The following is a 17,135-nucleotide window of genomic DNA, read 5'->3' on the forward strand; positions in this document are numbered from 1 at the left end:
CTTCAGGCACTTATTCAATATAGCGAACCCAACTCTTTGTGTCAACTCTTTTTCCAAAAATCTTTTGGAGCGCTTCTGAGTCTCTATGAAAGCCTTAGCGAGTAAGGGTTATAGGATATAGTATTCCTGGAAGTCACTAAGGAAGCACTAAAGTTGTGAGTAATTCTGCTGTTTTACCACCCTGGCTGGTTTTAGATCCACTGTTGCGTGGCTGGTTGTTGGAGGATATTGGCAGGGGCGATCGCACAACAAATACAATACTAGTAGAAGATGTGACGCTAGGCTCGGCTAAATGGGTAGCTAAAGCTCCAGGGATAATTGCTGGTTTACCAGTTGCTGCTAGGGTTTTCCAGATTCTGAACGAAAAAGTCAGCTTTGTGGCGGTTGTGGCTGAAGGTACATGGTGTGAACCGGGACAGGTAGTAGGCGAAATTCATGGTTCGCTGGATGCGCTGTTAATGGGGGAACGAGTTGCGCTCAATTTGGCTATGCGGTTGAGTGGGATTGCTACCCTGACTAATATATATGTAGATAAAATTGCTGATTTACCTGCTCAGTTGGTGGATACGCGTAAAACTACACCAGGGTTGAGACTTTTGGAAAAGTATGCAACTGCTTTGGGTGGAGCAATTAATCACCGTATGGGGTTGGATGATGCGGTGATGATTAAGGATAATCACATTGCGGCGGCTGGAGGAATTGGAGAAGCTGTTACCCGTGTTCGTTCTCAGATACCTTATCCCTTGACTATAGAGGTAGAAACGGAAAGTGTAGAGCAGGTGAAAGAAGCTTTGCAGCATAAGGCTGACATTATTATGTTGGACAATATGCCCTTGGATATGATGCGTGACGCAGTACAGTTGATTCGCCAGCAGGATAGCTGGGTGAAAATTGAAGCTTCTGGAAATGTGACTTTGGAAACTATTCGCGGTGTAGCAGAGACGGGTGTTGACTATATTTCTAGCAGTGCGCCGATTACTCAGTCGAAGTGGTTGGATTTGAGTATGAGGATTGTACTTTAAAATAAATAAGCTGAATAATCCAATTGCAAAATCGGTGTAATGTTGCATTTCAGCAAGATCAAAGTCTAAAAAAACGCAAGTAAAGCCGCTAGACTTTTTCTGTAGGTCTGATTCAATCTATTTAAATTGGAATTTCAATCCAGAATTCTGTGCCTTTTCCAGGTTCTGATAGACAAGTTAAATTTCCACCATGTTTTTCTACTACAATTTGGTAGCTAATTGATAGTCCTAGCCCTGTTCCTTTACCCACAGGTTTTGTTGTGAAAAAGGGATCAAATAAGCGTTTTCTAATGTCTTCCTCTATCCCTAATCCGTTGTCAGCAATTCGGATGACAACAAATTTACTGTCCAAAATTTCAGTCCGAATTATAATTTGCGGTTTATCATTTGTTTTTAACTTTATCATTGACTCTTCTAAAGCATCGATCGCATTATTCAAAATATTCATAAATACTTGATTAAGCTGTCCAGGATAGCAATCAACTAATGGCAAACTTCCATATTCCTTAACAATAGATATATCCAACCCAATTCCATTATCTTTCCAGCGATGATGCAAGATTAATAGTGTATTTTCAATTCCTTCATGAATGTCAACTAGTTTTTTATCTGCTTCATCATGACGAGAAAAATTTCGTAACCCTAGAACAATTTCACGAATACGATTAGTACCCATATTCATTGATGACAGGAGTTTAGAAAGGTCATCGGTAATAAATTCCAAATCAATTTTTTCAGTGAGATCGGAAATTTCTATCTGAGGATTGGGATAGTGTTGCTGATAAAGGTGCAATAGAGTTAACATCTCTTGAAAGTATTCATTTGCATAGGTTAAGTTACCGTGAATAAAGTTAACTGGATTGTTGATTTCATGGGCAACTCCAGCTACTAACTGTCCTAAGCTAGACATTTTTTCATTTTGGATCAGCTGAGATTGAGTTTGCTGCAATTTATGCAAAGTTTCAGTGAGTTTTTCGGCTTGAGTTTGAGCAGCTAAAGTAGCAGAGCGACTTTGGGTATAAAGTTGTGCATGATCGATGGCGATCGCTAGTTGATCACAAACTGCTTGTAGCAGGCTAATTTCACTGTTAGTCCAAATGCGATCGCCACTGCAATGACTACAAACAATTGCTCCAATCTCACCAGAATTACTTTTAACTGGTAGCATTAATTGAGATGTGATGCCAAATTCGGTTAAAAGTTCTTGCAAATCATCATCAAGATATGAATTACTCTTAATATCGTCTATGCAAATTAACTCTTGGGAGATAAGTATTTTTGTTAGCAAAGCGCTTTTTTGGAGTGAAATATTGCCTAATATGCTTGGTAAGTTAGGGTTTCGCGCTTCATAGGTAATAGTTAGGCTTGGTTGCGATGGGTGCGGTAAGTAACAAAGAAAGTAGCAACGATCAATTTGTAATAAGCTACGAATTTCATTGACCGCAGTTTGTAAAATCATATTTAGGTCAAGAGAACTGCGGATTTGACTAGCTAGACGCAGTAATAAAGCTTCCCTACGGCTGAGGAGTTCTTCTCGCGCCAAGATTCGATCAATAGCCACAGCAATACTATTAGCAATCCAATTTAATAGGTTATGAGTTGCTTCGGTAAATAATTGCTTACTAACTAAAGCCATTATACCGATTAATTGCTGCTCTACTATTAAGGGATAAGCAGAAAGTCTCAAAATTGAAAATGTAGAATCGAGAAATTTTTCGGAATTATTAATTGATAGTTCTTCGTTAAAAATAGATTGATGGTTTTGAGCCATTAAGCCAATAATGTTATCCGCTAAAACCATGTGATTTGGGAAATCTTGGCTAGCGTTCAAAGCACTACAAGTAACATCTGTGCAATGAACACCAGCCTGCAATTGTAGCTGGTTTGTTTGTCCTTCAAATGTCCAGATACAAGCAAAGTCGATATCAAGGTATTGCGAAATAGGATTTGTACAGTTTTGCAGAATTTCTGGAAGTGTACCACTTTGAGATAAAGCTAAACTGACTTCTGCACTCAAAAGTGACAAGCGCGATCGCTCCAATAAAGCTAACTCTGAAACCTTGCGCTGTGTAATATCTGTACGAATGGATACATATTGATAGGGGTTTCCATCTGAGTTTAACATTGGGGCGATCAAAGTATCCACCCAATAAAAACTACCATCCTTGGCTTTATTTTTAATTTCTCCCTTCCATATTTTTCCTTTAACAATAGTTTTCCATAAATTGGCAAAAAATGCCTTTGTATGATGTCCAGAATTAATAATACGATGATCTTGCCCTAAAAGTTCTTCTCTAGAATATTTAGAAATTTGACAAAATAGATCATTAACATAGGTTATTCTTCCGGTTTTATCAGTAATGGCTACAAGGGAATGGGCGTTTAAAGCATATTTAAAAGCTTCTAGTTCTCTGATAGAGTTTTGTAATTCTATTTCATTCTGTTTATTAAGGGTAATGTCACGAGCTACTGCATAAATCAAGTTTTCTTCACCAAAGCCAGTCGCATTCCATGACAGCCATTTGTAAGAACCATCCTGACAAAGATAGCGGTTTTCAAAGCTGATTGCATCTACAGATTGTATAATTTTTTGGGCTGCGGCAATAGTGGATTCACGGTCTTCAGGGTGAACGAATTCGATAAAGGGTTTGCTAATAAGTTCTTGTTCAGACCAACCTAGCGTTTTTTTCCATTTTGGGTTTAAATACTTAAAATAACCATCAAAATTAGCAATACATAATAAATCTATAGAAAGTGAGAAAAATCGAGAGTATTTTTCTTCAGATTGTTTGTATTCAGCTTTAACTAGTTTCATAAATTGTTTAGGTATAAATCTTTTTGTAAGTAAAATAAATGAATACGTTTTTCGTAAATTTGATAATGATCTTAATGAGATATTATTAAGTTAGACACTACTTAATATGAGTTCCCACAAAGACTATTTGATTTCCGAATAAATACGTAATAATCAGAGCAAACGCAATAGTTATCTCCTAGTTTTTACTGAGTAAACTCGCTATTTATTTGACTTAATTTTCTACTAAATAAAGGTTTCCCTAAAAAGCTGTAAAGTAAACATTTATATTTTGGATTAAAGATAAGAAGTGTTAAGTAAGGGCAGCACCTTTTGCTTAACAGCATGAATTCCTTAATCTGCTTAAGATTGTTTGCCAGGGTATTGTGCCTGTTTTATTATCTCTAGCTTGGCTGATGTGTCAGTTTTAATAACGGGAAGAAATGTAAACATCATAAATTCGGATGCCTGCGATCGCCAATTTCAAGACCCGTATATTCAAACGATTACTGGATGTTAAATAGATTATTTTAGAAGTTCCTAAGCAATACTGCCGCGCTTTCTGGCTTCTTTGTAGGAAGTTCCGACATTTTTCAAACCAGCTTTAATCATTTGTTGTTCGAGGAGGGCAAAGAAACGCGTTCTATCGCCACCTTTGACTACTGCTTGATTATGGGCTTCTGCGATCGCTACTGGGTAGCCATATCCTTTTTGGACTTGTGCTAGCATTAGCCCTAATGCTTGGTCTAGTATGGTTACATTCTCTGCTACCCATGCTGGAACTTCAATCCGGGCAATTTCGGTGCCAACGTGGACATAGCAAAAGTAAATGATTTGATCCCCGTAGAGTTCGATAATGGGGGAATTACTGCGCCACAGAGTACTGCGTTGTCCTGGTTTGAGTCGGGTTGCCCAAACAGAAGTATCTCGCAACTGTTCAAAAATTTTACAAGCTACTTTTTCTAGCTGATTTGGGCAATAAGTTTTACAGTCTGGCACTTGATGAGGACAAGCTAACAACCGTAAAAAGTTCATTGTTTCGATGCTGCGAGAGGCGCTAAGATAGCCCATCAACGGAATTTGAGCATCACGCATCTGCTGCCAAGCTTCCAGAATTGGGGGTAAAATGCGATCGCGGGCATCCATTGGTAATTGTTCTAAAAACCAGTAAATTAAGGAGCCATCTACCATCGCCAATGCTGGTGCTTCCCCTTTGGCTGCACATGCAAGTTCGGCTAATACCGTTGTTTCTGAAGCAGTACGGCGAAAACTCATCCATTCCTCGGTTCTAATTCCCCACTGCCGAGACATATATAAATCTTCAGGGCGGTAAAATACTTCTGGCAAACTATCAAGTATCGGATGGCGATTTTGTCCGTAGTGTAAAACTACTCTGCCGATATTCAGCAGATAACAATAAGCAATTTCGTGATGATTAGGGGCAATTTGCGAACCATCGGTAGCAATGACAGTATGTACCTTTGGGGGAACTGGGATATCGATGCAGGTTTCTAATGGCTCAATTGGGGTAGCATTAGCAAAGAGAATGCGATCACGCCATTTTTCCTGGCGATCAATTAAATCTTGTTGAGACTCGTAAGCATTTTTTAAATGTTGTTGCGCCAATTCTAAACGCTGACGACTGGCAACAGCTTCTAAAGTAAGATGCTGGCTTAAACCCTGCATTTGCCTTGCCAGTTTTGTAAGGTCAAGCATAAAAGTAAGTGCTAAGTGAGGAGTGAATAGTTATGAGTTATTATTTCACCTAAATCGAAAAACGTAAGCTTCTGGTTTATAATCTTTGCTATGTATCCCACTTCGTTACAATTTCGCGTTGGAATAAATTCCGAGACTAAATAAAAATGATTTCAGTTCACTTGAGTGAACTTGGGTTATAAGCCAGGAACTTAAGTTCCTGGCGGAATATCGGTAAACGCAGCAATTTGACTATTACATAAATCTGAACAATGACAAGCCCTTTTAGGGTAAAGGTATCAAGAGATTATTGCAACGTATTTCATATATTTAAAGCCAAGCAGAGAAATCTTTAGAAAAGTGGGACAGTGATAACAGATGAATTCGCGGATCATTTTGGGCAGCTTCACGTTCTGCTTGGGTATTATAACCCCAGTCTGCGAGGAAGAGTTTCACATCTTCAAGGTCTGTTTGCTGTTGGACTAACTGCAAAGTCTTGAGTCTATCTTCTACAAACCAGAGACTAACTGCCTTATTTTCTGCTTCCTGCTTTAAATTTTGCAGAATTTCATATTTAGGACGTTTGACTTCTTTGCCAATAATTGATTCTGCTGGTAAATTCACTCCTTCTCGTTGCAACAATTGCTGGACAAAACGCCCTTCTTTAGTTGTTACAATGTACACTTTAACTCCACTGTCAAGAGTTAATTTGATTTTTTCTATTACACCTGGATAAAATCTATGCAGACTTAGCCAACCATCTAAATCTGTGGTAATCCATTCATCTCTTTGCTGATCTAGTTTCGCGCCAATTTCTTTTGCTTGCAGCTTGTCGTCTAACAATAGTTTTGGAGCGATACTTGCCCATTCATGAAGAATTTTATCATCAAGAATTCCATCTATCAAGGCTTTGATTAAAACGGGCATTTCCCAACCTGTTTCAATTACAGGTCGTAGACGATAGAACCGTAAAGCTAAATCATCTGGTGGTGTGTCGTTAGCAAAAGACCAAATTTCACAGTAGGTACGCCATGCTACCTCAAAATATTCAATTAGTCCATCGCATATGACTCCATCAAAGTCTAGGGCTAAAATTGTGGGACTACTTGCTGTCATTGTTTTGAGGATGAAACTGCTGTTGCCAGCTTAACTGAACTAGCAATGATTTGTTGTATCACAACTGTAGGCAAGAAAAATAGTCTGGATGATTGTAGGCGATCGCTTTAGCACTTCCAAGCAAGTAACTCTTCATTTCCTTAAAACTGTGACTGCAAAGGGGACAGTAAATAGCATCCTCAGCGACGGGCTGAAATTCTACTATCCCCGGCATGGAAATCTTTTCATTCTTCTAGAATTTTCAGTTGCAGCTTACCGTTTTGGACACAGTACGGTGCAGGCTGCTTATGATTACAACCGTAATTTTACAAACAAACCGGAAACAACAAGGCTGATGGACGCAACGTTCAATTTACTTTTTGCTTTTACGGGAAGACGCGATCTAGGTGGCCTGCCAGTCCCGTATGAATCTAGGTGTAGAGACGTTGCAATGCAACGTCTCTACAAAAGTTTTGAAATCACGCAAAATCATTTTTATACCTGTATTCTCTACCCAGAGATAACAGCAGAGTTGCTCTCATGAAACTCGGATTTCTTAGTTTGCAAGTAATGATAAAGACGATTCAGGGCGTTGAGATGAGCGTAAGCTGCGGCTACCACGATATCAGTATCAGATGCTTGTCCAGAAAATATCTGCTCTTGATGCTTCAAGCGAACTGTGACGGTTCCCAGTGCATCAATTCCTCCAGTCACAGATTGGACGGAAAATTCAATTAGTTGATTGGGAATCTGTACCAATTGATTGATTGCTTGATACACCGCATCCACTGGGCCAGTACCTACACTCGCATCTGTAAGGATTTTGCCTTCAGGTGTGACAATTGTAATAGTTGCAGTTGGGCAAGTACAGTCACCGCAGATTACCTGAACATGTTCGATTTGGAAGCCACTTTCTACTTGAATCTGCATTTCATCTCGAACGATCGCTTCTAAATCCCAATCTGAGATTTCTTTTTTCTTATCGGCGATATCTTTGAATCGATTGAAGGCTTTATTTAAGTCTGTCTCGTTCAATTCAAACCCCAATTCCTTGAGCCTGGTACGGAACGCATTTCTTCCAGAGTGCTTGCCCAAAACAATGCGATTTTCTGGCAAACCGATGGCAGCAGCTTCCATAATTTCATAAGTCTGGCGATGTTTGATAATTCCATCTTGGTGAATACCAGACTCATGGGCAAAAGCGTTTGCTCCCACGATCGCTTTATTGGGCTGAATCAGCATCCCTGTTAATTGGGAAACCAAGGATGAGGTTTTATAAATCTCCTGAGTCTTAATATTAGTCAGGGGTGTATCGGCATCAACCGGACGACCAAAGTAAGGATTGAAAAATGATTTGCGAACTTGCAACGCCATCACAATTTCTTCCAATGCTGCATTTCCAGCTCGTTCCCCAATGCCATTGATGGTACACTCCACCTGACGCACACCGTATTCAATTGCTGCCAATGCGTTAGCTGTCGCCAAACCTAAATCATTTTGAGTGTGAATGGAAAGAATCACCCCATCGATATTAGAAACATGTTCTCGAATTCCTTGAATCAGATTTCCGATTTCTTTGGGTGTGCAGTAACCAACGGTATCAGGAATATTGATTGTAGTTGCACCTGCTGCGATCGCCATCTCCAAAACTTCATAAAGAAACTCCGGCTCGGTGCGGCTAGCATCCATTGGTGAAAATTCTACATCGTCTACAAACGACTTAGCATAGGCAATCATTTCTGATGCGATCGCTAATACTTGGCTACGAGACTTTTTCAACTGATATTTCAAATGAATATCAGAGGTAGAAATCATTGTGTGGATTCTAGGACGAGCCGCTCCCTTCAAGGCTTCGGCGGCTGCATGAATATCTTGGCGAATGGCTCTAGCTAAACTGCAAATAATTGGCCCACCGGGTATTCCAACTTGTTCAGCAATGCTTTTGACAGCTTGAAAATCTCCCGGACTCGCAACGGCAAAACCTGCTTCAATCACATCAACACCAAGGAGAGCTAGTTGATGAGCGATCGCCAGCTTTTCTTCTACATTGAGGGTTGCGCCCGGTGACTGTTCGCCATCCCGTAGCGTGGTGTCGAAGATGATAACTTGGTCTGGTTGAGATGCGATGCTCATAATTGTCTCCCGTGGTATTGAAGGGATGTTTCAAAAACTTACTTTGGATATTGTATACAATCTTTCGTATTTTGTATACAATATAAAATATGAACTTAAATGACTTGGCAGCGAATGTGCTGCAACAACAACGCAGTACCCCAGATTTAATTGCCGATGCTTTGCGGGAAGCGATTCTGCGCGGCATTTTTCAGGAAGGACAATCTTTGAGACAGGATGAAATTGCTACTCAGTTTGGTGTTAGTCGTATTCCCGTGCGTGAAGCGCTCAAGCAGTTAGAAGCAGAAGGATTGGTGACACTGCATTTAAATCGTGGTGCGATCGTATCGGTATTGACAGCACAAGAGGCGCAAGAAATTTGTGAAATTCGTAGCGCCTTGGAAGTGAAAGCGATGCAATTGGCAATACCCAAGTTCCGGGAAACAGATATAGAAAAAGCTGCTGTAATTTTAGAAGCGACAGATCAAGCAACTGATGCAGGTGTGTTGGCAAAACTCAACTGGGAATTTCACGCTACGCTGTATGCCACTGCTGAACGTCCCCGGTTGTTGGGGATGATTAAAACTTTACACATTAATTGCGATCGCTATGTCCGGGTACAATTAGCGCAGATGGATTACCAAGAGCGATCGCAAAAAGAACACTATCAACTCTTAGATGCTTGTCGCCAGCAAGATACAAAAGCTGCTGTCAGGTTACTGAAACGACATATTGACACCGCAGGAGAACAGCTAATTGCATACTTGCAGCAAATTGCTCAGAAGCGCTGATTATTAATAAACATCTGGTGAAATTAAATATGCCTTATCTATAACCCTTGTAGAGACTTAGCAATGTTACATCAAAACAATTCTTTTCACCAGCTAATGATCTACCAGAACAGACTAAACAGGAAAATTACACTATCCTGTTCAACAAACCTCTCCCTTCCTTAAACTAAAGTTTAACTCTATCCCTCTCCGAGGCGGAGAGGGACGGTTTTATGTAGTAAAACCAGGGAAAGGTCTTTTTAAGTTGTTCAGAAAAATAGGTAGGGATCGTCCATGAAAAAACTGATCCAGCGTATTAAAAGATTGCTGCAACGTATCTTCAAAAGATTTGTATCAAATTCTCAGCAGACATCGCCCTTAATAAATTCTCGCCCCTTAGAAACTTCTATTCCTAGTGTTTCTCCCCAATGGGAATCTGGTTTAGTACTTGTATGTTCACAATGTGCAAACGAGCGCTCAAATAGTTTTCATCCAACTAGCAAAAGCTCAACAGCTTCTGAAGACTTAGAAAATTGGTTAAAATCTCGTTTAAAATTTGAGGGATTATGGGGAGAATTTCGGGTTGTTAGCACCAGTTGTTTAGGGATTTGTCCAAAATCCGGTATTACTGTTGTTATTGTAAGTAATAGAAGTGGCGGAAATAGTCCATGCTTAATTGTAAATGCTCAAAGTGATGTCGACGACGGGCTACGCCTACGTGAACTTCTTTACTCATACATCAAACAGAATAAAAAGTAAAAAGTACTCTCTACTTTTTACTTTTTACTTATATGGTGTGAAAGATTAATGATTGAAACCAGACATTTTTGGTTTTACAAAGTTAGTTGAGGAATTACTGCTTCGGGCATTAGCATTTGAGGAATCAACCGTCGGTGAACTGAGATTCAAGAAATCGATGAGTTTAAGAGTCCGTTTACGAATTTTCCAGCGCCCATTTATATTGACAACTTGATCTTCATAAGTGCCATTTGCAACATCAATGCTAGTTTCTGAGCGTTTGTGAGTTGCATGGAGATAAGAAGTCATTACTGCTTGATTATTCTCAATTGAAATGTTTATTGTACCCATCAAGTGTTGGGTAGCTGTATAACCATTTCCTTGAAATACTGAATAGACAAAATCTGCCCAAGAATCTGTCCCATAATTTGTTTGAGTTGTCCCATCAGGAAAAATAGCAGTGAGGACTGCATCTTGAGTAAAACAATTTCGATAAATATTCTTTCCTTCTAAGAGATTTCCTCTACCAATAGCATCAGTTCCCAGCGAATAACAGGATGTTAATTTTTGAATTTCTAATTCCGCGTTAGGTTGAGTTGCACTTGCTATTTCAAATCTACCTCCAATAAACAGCACAAGAGTCACTGCAAGCACAATCAAAGTTATACGATTTAACACAAACGAGATAGCCTTTGAAACTATTCGCCCATTTTCTCTTCTTTTTTCCACAGTATAAGCACCTTAATGTTTACGATTTTCATATCTTGTAACTTGCTGCAAACTCAAGTTTACACTGAACTTTTTAGCTCATAAAAACTTGGCTAAATCCTTGCAGATTTAGTTAAAGCTTATTTTTCATTTATTAGTAAATGAGCCAGATAATACAAGATTTGATGTATATTATCATTTATAACAGGTACTATATAGATTTTAAAGTGTTAATTATAACTAAATTTGTGTTGATTTTATTAAGTAATTAACTTACTACTTACATACATTTATTAAGAGAAAAATAACCTTTATTTTTACAGATTTTAAAAATTAAGTATAATTACTAGAGTAATTATACTTAATTTTTTGTGATAAAGAAGCTATCCAACTTATTAAAAAAGTCGGTGAACTATGCCTCTAATAGTGCGTCAAGTTTAAATTAATAGATAAGCAAGTTCATAGTAAGGACTTTAGTCCTGATATCATAAGCTACTAAAGTGCTTACTAAAGACTCTCAAAACTAACCTAGAAATTGTACTACAGTGAGAGCTTATTCTCCAGATATAGGAATAGAAATTATAAATTCTGTTCCTTGTCCCAAGACTGATTCACAAATTAAACTTCCACCATGATTTTCTACTATAATTTGACGACTAATAGATAATCCTAATCCTGTACCTTTTCCTACAGATTTAGTAGTAAATAGATTTTCAAAAATACAGGCTTTAACTTCTTCTGTCATTCCTTTTGCATTATCTTGAATCTTAATTACCAGCTTATTATCTTCTTTAGCCTTAGTTAAGATAGTAATAACGTTAGGATAATTTTCTTGAATGTCCATGAAACTACGACCAATATTTGCTTCTTCTAAAGCATCAATTGCATTTGCCATAATATTCATAAACACCTGATTCAATTGTCCTAAATAGCATTTCACTAATGGAATATTTCCATACTGCTTGACGATTTGAATGGCTGGACGATTATGATCAGCTTTCAGACGATGCTGTAAAATTAACAAAGTACTATCAATACCTTCATGGATATTAGCTAATACTTTAGAAGAAGTATCAGCGCGTGAAAAAGTACGGAGAGAAGTACTAATGTTACGAATGCGCTGTGTCCCTACTGTCATACCATCAATCATTTTGGGTAAATCTTCTAGCAGGAAATCTATATCTATCTCTTCGGCTTTTTCTTCAATTTCAGCACCTGGATTAGGGAATTCTTTTCGGTACAGTTGCAGATATTCTATTAAATCACTTATACTATCTTTTGCTTGGGCGATACTACCTGTAATAAAACCGACTGGGTTATTTATTTCGTGTGCTACACCTGCAACTAAATTTCCCAGAGAAGACATTTTCTCACTTTGGATAAGTTGTAGCTGTGCCTCTTGTAAATTTTTTATTGAGTGTTGTAATTCTCTAGATTTATCTTGCTCTCTTGTATACAAGCGGGCATTTTCGATAGCAATAGCCATTTGAGAAACTAAAACTTTTAACACCTCTATCCTTTCTGGAAGGAAAGCTCCTAAAGATAATTTATTTTCTAAATAGATAATACCCGTAAGCTGTGATTGGTAAATAATAGGCAAGCAAAAGATTGATTTTGTTTGAGATTCCTGAATATAAATATCGAAGTTAAAAGGTTCTGTAATTATTGCATTATTTAATACAAGATATTGCTGAGTGCGAAACACGTAATTAATTACAGATAGGGGTAAATCCTGATAGTTTTCAACAGGAATAGAGCATAAAACTGTCACTACATCGTCAGCAGTATTTCCAGAAGCTTCGATATATAGTTGATTATCTTTAAGTAGGAGCAGTACTGCTTTATGAGCGGCAGCATTTTCTAGCAGAATTTTGATTAGCTTGCTTAATAAAGTTTCCAAAACAATTTCATTGGTAATCGCTTGGGAAAACTTTATGAATGCATTAAAGTCTAAAAAATCGCTTAAACTGCTATTAGTAGTGGTGGTAGTGGTAAGGTGAATTGTATCTATTTTTGAAGTAGTAGTTTCTATAGTAGTAGTTTGTCCTACTAAAAAAGTATACTTTGATTCTAAATGTTTAACTTTCGCGATCGCACCCCAACGAATATAGGCATAATAGGCTTTAGTTATATAAGTTTGATGGATTAACTCTTTACCTAGAGACTGATAAAATTTTCCTGCTAACTCATAAGCTAAAGCTTCTTCTTGGAGAAAACCATTTTCTTGAGATTTGGCAATAGAGTTCTCATAATAGTCCATTGCTTCAAGTTTTTGACCCAAAATTTGATACCGTTCTGCTTCCACTAAATAAAATCTATGTAAGTGATTCGTGGGAGCATGAGTAGCCCAGAGTTCCATTTTTTGCTGATTATCTTGAACTTTTTTTAGAATAGCTTGCTTCTCTGACTCTTTAGCAGTATGATATGTAGCCAAGTGGGCTAAAGAATCGTAGAAATAGAACAGTGGAACAACAAATAACCCTGTAACACCACCTAAAGAATTTTCTGCGATCGCAGCATTTTCTACAGCTTTAGAATACTCTCCAAATAAGTAAGAGAGCATTAGTTTATTAACAAATAAATGGTTAATTGTGTAAAGATCATTTACTTGCTGATGAATTGGGAGCATACTTTGTTCGTCGTAAGCTTCTCCAATTAAACAGTCCACATTTTCAAAACTTCCTTTCAAGTTCAAAACAGTTTGTAAATATACTAAATTCCAAGTTAAAGCTACTTGTTGCTTAATTTTTTTCAGCGAGTCACAATAAGCTATCAGTTCTTTTTCTAAAACCCAAAGTTCCTTACCCAACCAAAATGAATGATAAGGATAAATGTAACAACAATAGCCAGCATATTCTAAATCTCCAGTTTCTAAACCACTAGAATATCCTGCCATTGCTGATGTTAATGTTTCTTTAACATGCTCTTTCCAATGCATAACATGAGCGCTAACAACTGTTAAAATCTTAGCTTTGAGTTCTTGAGAATTAAATTGTGACACTAACCTTGAAGCCAATTTCCCAAATTCATAGCCAGAATCTATTTCTCCTTGAACTCCACAAAGCAGTAATCCATAAAGGCTATAACCATAGGCAGATACAGCCGTATTGCCATAGTTTAAGGACAAGTTGACCATTTTACAGACAATAATTGGCATCATTGCAGGAGCAGTTTGAAAAGCCGCAGGGAGAACTCCCATTAAGATTCTCATAGCTGCAATCTTGTTAGGATCAGTCATTAATGGTAAGTTAATTAAATCTGCATAGACATTTAGTGGCTTGTAATTAGACATCGCTTTCCCTTTCAAAGAAACAGCGATTTCATCTATCCCCTGCTGAATATCAATTGATGTCGGTTCATCTGGAAAACTTATTCCTAATAATTGCAGAGTTGATACTGCTATTTTGATAGCTTCTAGTTGTTTGCTTTGAATAATAGAAGCGATAATCTGTATTTCATAGACTTTCACTTTATCTAAAAGGTTTTTGGCTTTTTGCTGCACTACATCAGCCCATTGCTGCATCTGCTCAAAATTACCGCCCAGATAGGCTGCTTCTGCGGCTCCTTCATATAAACCTATAGTTAAGCCATATTCAGTTTCACAAGCATCTATATTTAAAAGTTCTATCCCATTTGTGAAGTATTTAAGAGCAGCTTCGTAAGCTGTAGAAGCTTTAGCTTTTCGTCCTGCAATTAAATTCAATCGTGCCAATTCAGTTTTCTCAAATTGCTCTATCAGGTTAACAATACCTACATTCAACTGATTGACAATATCAAAAATATTAGCTTCTATTTCCTCCTCTGGTATATTTTGTAGGAGCAATTGCCCAATCTTTAGATGAGTAGATTTTTTTATTTCTTCTGGAATCAAGGAATAAACTGCTTGTTGTACTCTATCATGCAAGAACTTATAACCTACCCGTGAAGAATCGAAATTTAAATTAGTTGCTTCTTCTTGATTAAAAACTAAAGGAATGCGATAAGCTTCACTTAAAGGTAGGATTAATCCCGCTTGCAAAGCCGAGTGTAAATCATTTGCTGTCAAAGAAGCTGATTTTTCATTGACTATCGATAAAATATCTAGACTAAATCTGTCACCCACACAAGCTGCTAGTTTTAAAACATCTTGAGTGAACTTCGGTAGGCTTTGAACTCGGCTTGCAACCAGTTCAACAACATTTTTATCAGTAATTCCAATTGATTGGATATTTTCTAGGCTCCATTGCCATTTAGCATTAATGAAATCAAATGTTAAAAGATGTTCTTGATGAAGTGCTTGAATTAGTTGTGTTATAAAAAATGGGTTGCCGCCTGTTTTATTAGAAATTAATTCAGCTAATTGGATAAGTTGATTATCAAATAGCCCCTTTTTGTTATTAGGATTGGTTTCTGTTTTTTGTAGAGTTTCTGTAAGCAACTGAGTTACATTCTCTGAATTCAAAGGTTGTAATACAACATTATTGACAATAGTGCCACTATTTTTAATTTCTTCTATTTTTTGGATTAAAGGATGTGCTGAACTAACTTCATTATCTCTATATGCCCCAATAAATAATAAATGCTTGCTGTCTATGTCAGTTATGACTAGTTGAATTAAATTTAATGTGGCTGAATCCGCCCATTGTAAATCATCTAAAAAGATGACCAATGGGTGTTCTTTTTGAGTAAAAACTTGGATAAATTCTTTAAAAACACGGTTAAAACGATTTTGTGACTCTGTTCCACCAATTTGGGCAATTTCAGGCTGTGTACCAATGATTAATTCTACTTCGGGAATTACGTCAGTAATGACTTTTCCATTTGCTCCTAAAGCTGATAATATTTTCTTACGCCATGTTTCTATTTTTTCATTATTTTCTGTCAGTAAGTATCGCATCAAATAAGCGAAAGCTTGAATTAAAGAAGCATAAGGTATATTTCGCTTTAACTGGTCAAACTTACCCGAAATAAAGTAACCTTGTCTGTGAGTAATAGGTTTATTAACTTCGTTAACTAAAACTGATTTGCCAATGCCAGAATAACCAGAAACTAGCATCATCTCACTAGTTCCAAGTGTAATACGCTCAAATGCAGCTAATAGTTCATTAACTTGTTCTTCACGTCCATATAATTTTTGAGGAATTAATAACTGGCTTAAGACATCTAAATGACCTGGGATAAAATCAGTAATTGTACCCTTAGTTTCTAACTGGTTGAGACATAAGTCTAAGTCTGCTAACAATCCTGTAGCACTTTGATATCGATCTTCCGCATTTTTTGCCATTAGCTTCATGACAATTTCTGAGAGTGCGGCAGGAATTTTTGGGTTTAATAACTGCGGGTTAATTGGTTCAACAGCAATGTGACTATAAACTATTTCTAGGGTATCTTGGCTAAAAAATGGCACTTTACTAGTGAGCATTTCATACAAAGTCACACCAAGAGAATAAAAGTCAGTACGATAATCAAGAGTGCGATTCATTCTCCCAGTTTGTTCAGGAGACATATAGGCAAGTGTGCCTTCAACACAGTTCGGGTTAGTAAACTGAGGATTTTCTTTATTGAGGCGGGAGGCTATACCAAAGTCAGTGAGTTTAACAATACCTGTTTGGGAGTTAATGATAATGTTACTAGGTTTGATATCTTTATGAATAATCTGGTTTTTATGTAAATAAACTAGAGCTTTTGTCAATTGAATAGCTATTTTTAAATAATTGATTAAATTAAGCTTTTCTGTCTGTAAATGTTGAGCTAAAGACTGTCCACCAAAGTCTTCTAACAAAAGTCCCACACGATTTCCAAAGGTTTCCAAACTGATAGCTTTAACTATGTTGGGATGGTCTAAACCTTGTTGAATCTGATACTCATTTTTAATACGAGTAAAGGCTTCAAGAGTAGGATATTCATTTTTCAGTAGCTTCAGAATAACTTGCTGTTGCGTCTTTGGCCTTTGTGTATGATAAATAATTGTTTGGATTCCTTCATGGATAGTCGAGTTGATTTTATATCCAGTACGATTTGGCATTTATTTTTAACTATCAATTTACAAAATTAGTATTACCCCTAGTACCGCAAGGCGAAAGTCAAAAGTCACGCATATTTTAACTTTGGGCTTTCTGGATGTAATAAAATGGTAGGTTTATTTCCGCCGACCTATACTAGGCTTGTTGTAAAAGGGGTTCTAGCTTAATTATTCCCAGTGGAATAAAATTATTAACATGA

The 17,135-nt window shown here is 37.4% G+C and carries 10 protein-coding genes; 4 read left to right on the forward strand and 6 right to left on the reverse strand.

The window, feature by feature from the left end; genetic code table 11:
• The first annotated feature begins 155 nt into the window (after nt 1-155).
• Complete coding sequence (gene nadC, locus RMZ43_RS34305; protein ID WP_322653066.1) at nt 156-1,022, forward strand: carboxylating nicotinate-nucleotide diphosphorylase; 867 nt, start codon at nt 156-158, stop codon at nt 1,020-1,022.
• A gap of 121 nt (nt 1,023-1,143) precedes the next feature.
• Here the strand turns inward: nadC and RMZ43_RS34310 are convergent, their stop codons facing one another.
• The 3 genes from RMZ43_RS34310 to RMZ43_RS34320 all read right to left on the reverse strand — a co-directional run bounded on the left by RMZ43_RS34310 (nt 1,144) and on the right by RMZ43_RS34320 (nt 6,627).
• A complete protein-coding gene (locus RMZ43_RS34310; protein WP_322653067.1) occupies nt 1,144-3,837 on the reverse strand; it encodes a PAS domain S-box protein in 2,694 nt (897 codons plus the stop codon).
• A gap of 519 nt (nt 3,838-4,356) precedes the next feature.
• Nucleotides 4,357-5,532 carry a DNA double-strand break repair nuclease NurA gene (locus RMZ43_RS34315; RefSeq protein WP_322653068.1) on the reverse strand — a complete coding sequence of 392 codons (1,176 nt, stop codon included), beginning with the start codon at nt 5,530-5,532 and terminating at the stop codon, nt 4,357-4,359.
• A gap of 309 nt (nt 5,533-5,841) precedes the next feature.
• Nucleotides 5,842-6,627, reverse strand: a complete 786-nt coding sequence (locus RMZ43_RS34320) for an HAD family hydrolase (RefSeq protein ID WP_322651597.1) — start codon at nt 6,625-6,627, stop codon at nt 5,842-5,844.
• 88 nt (nt 6,628-6,715) lie between these two features.
• Between RMZ43_RS34320 and RMZ43_RS34325 the strand changes: the two genes are divergently transcribed.
• A complete protein-coding gene (locus tag RMZ43_RS34325; protein ID WP_322653069.1) occupies nt 6,716-7,150 on the forward strand; it encodes a hypothetical protein in 435 nt (144 codons plus the stop codon).
• On the opposite strand, the gene RMZ43_RS34330 is transcribed toward RMZ43_RS34325, so the two are convergent.
• Nucleotides 7,117-8,739: a 2-isopropylmalate synthase gene (locus RMZ43_RS34330; protein WP_322653070.1), complete on the reverse strand. Its 1,623-nt coding sequence runs from the start codon at nt 8,737-8,739 to the stop codon at nt 7,117-7,119. The genes RMZ43_RS34325 and RMZ43_RS34330 overlap by 34 nt on opposite strands.
• Before the next feature lie 89 nt (nt 8,740-8,828).
• Here RMZ43_RS34330 and RMZ43_RS34335 point away from each other — a divergent pair, with 89 nt between their 5' ends.
• Both RMZ43_RS34335 and RMZ43_RS34340 read left to right on the forward strand, forming a co-directional pair.
• Complete coding sequence (locus RMZ43_RS34335; RefSeq protein WP_322653071.1) at nt 8,829-9,509, forward strand: GntR family transcriptional regulator; 681 nt, start codon at nt 8,829-8,831, stop codon at nt 9,507-9,509.
• 273 nt (nt 9,510-9,782) lie between these two features.
• Entirely contained in the window at nt 9,783-10,247 is a 465-nt protein-coding gene (locus tag RMZ43_RS34340; protein ID WP_322653072.1) for a (2Fe-2S) ferredoxin domain-containing protein, read from the forward strand.
• A 45-nt stretch (nt 10,248-10,292) separates the two neighbouring features.
• Here the strand turns inward: RMZ43_RS34340 and RMZ43_RS34345 are convergent, their stop codons facing one another.
• Both RMZ43_RS34345 and RMZ43_RS34350 read right to left on the reverse strand, forming a co-directional pair.
• The gene (locus tag RMZ43_RS34345) at nt 10,293-10,904 is read right to left on the reverse strand and encodes a nuclear transport factor 2 family protein (protein WP_322651592.1); all 612 of its coding nucleotides are present in this window, start codon (nt 10,902-10,904) and stop codon (nt 10,293-10,295) included.
• Nucleotides 10,905-11,487: 583 nt separating this feature from the next.
• Nucleotides 11,488-16,938, reverse strand: a complete 5,451-nt coding sequence (locus RMZ43_RS34350) for a trifunctional serine/threonine-protein kinase/ATP-binding protein/sensor histidine kinase (protein ID WP_322653073.1) — start codon at nt 16,936-16,938, stop codon at nt 11,488-11,490.
• Between the last annotated feature and the right edge of the window lie 197 nt (nt 16,939-17,135).

Origin of the sequence: Nostoc sp. CmiVER01 (assembly GCF_034531135.2) — a bacterium.
GTDB lineage: Bacteria > Cyanobacteriota > Cyanobacteriia > Cyanobacteriales > Nostocaceae > Nostoc.

Coding starts and splice junctions, on each gene's coding strand:
- RMZ43_RS34320 (WP_322651597.1), bottom strand. CDS start 6,627: ATGACAGCAAGTAGTCCCACAATTTTAGCCCTAGACTTTGATGGAGTC.
- RMZ43_RS34315 (WP_322653068.1), bottom strand. CDS start 5,532: ATGCTTGACCTTACAAAACTGGCAAGGCAAATGCAGGGTTTAAGCCAG.
- RMZ43_RS34310 (WP_322653067.1), bottom strand. CDS start 3,837: ATGAAACTAGTTAAAGCTGAATACAAACAATCTGAAGAAAAATACTCT.
- RMZ43_RS34335 (WP_322653071.1), top strand. CDS start 8,829: ATGAACTTAAATGACTTGGCAGCGAATGTGCTGCAACAACAACGCAGT.
- RMZ43_RS34350 (WP_322653073.1), bottom strand. CDS start 16,938: ATGCCAAATCGTACTGGATATAAAATCAACTCGACTATCCATGAAGGA.
- RMZ43_RS34325 (WP_322653069.1), top strand. CDS start 6,716: ATGATTGTAGGCGATCGCTTTAGCACTTCCAAGCAAGTAACTCTTCAT.
- RMZ43_RS34330 (WP_322653070.1), bottom strand. CDS start 8,739: ATGAGCATCGCATCTCAACCAGACCAAGTTATCATCTTCGACACCACG.
- RMZ43_RS34340 (WP_322653072.1), top strand. CDS start 9,783: ATGAAAAAACTGATCCAGCGTATTAAAAGATTGCTGCAACGTATCTTC.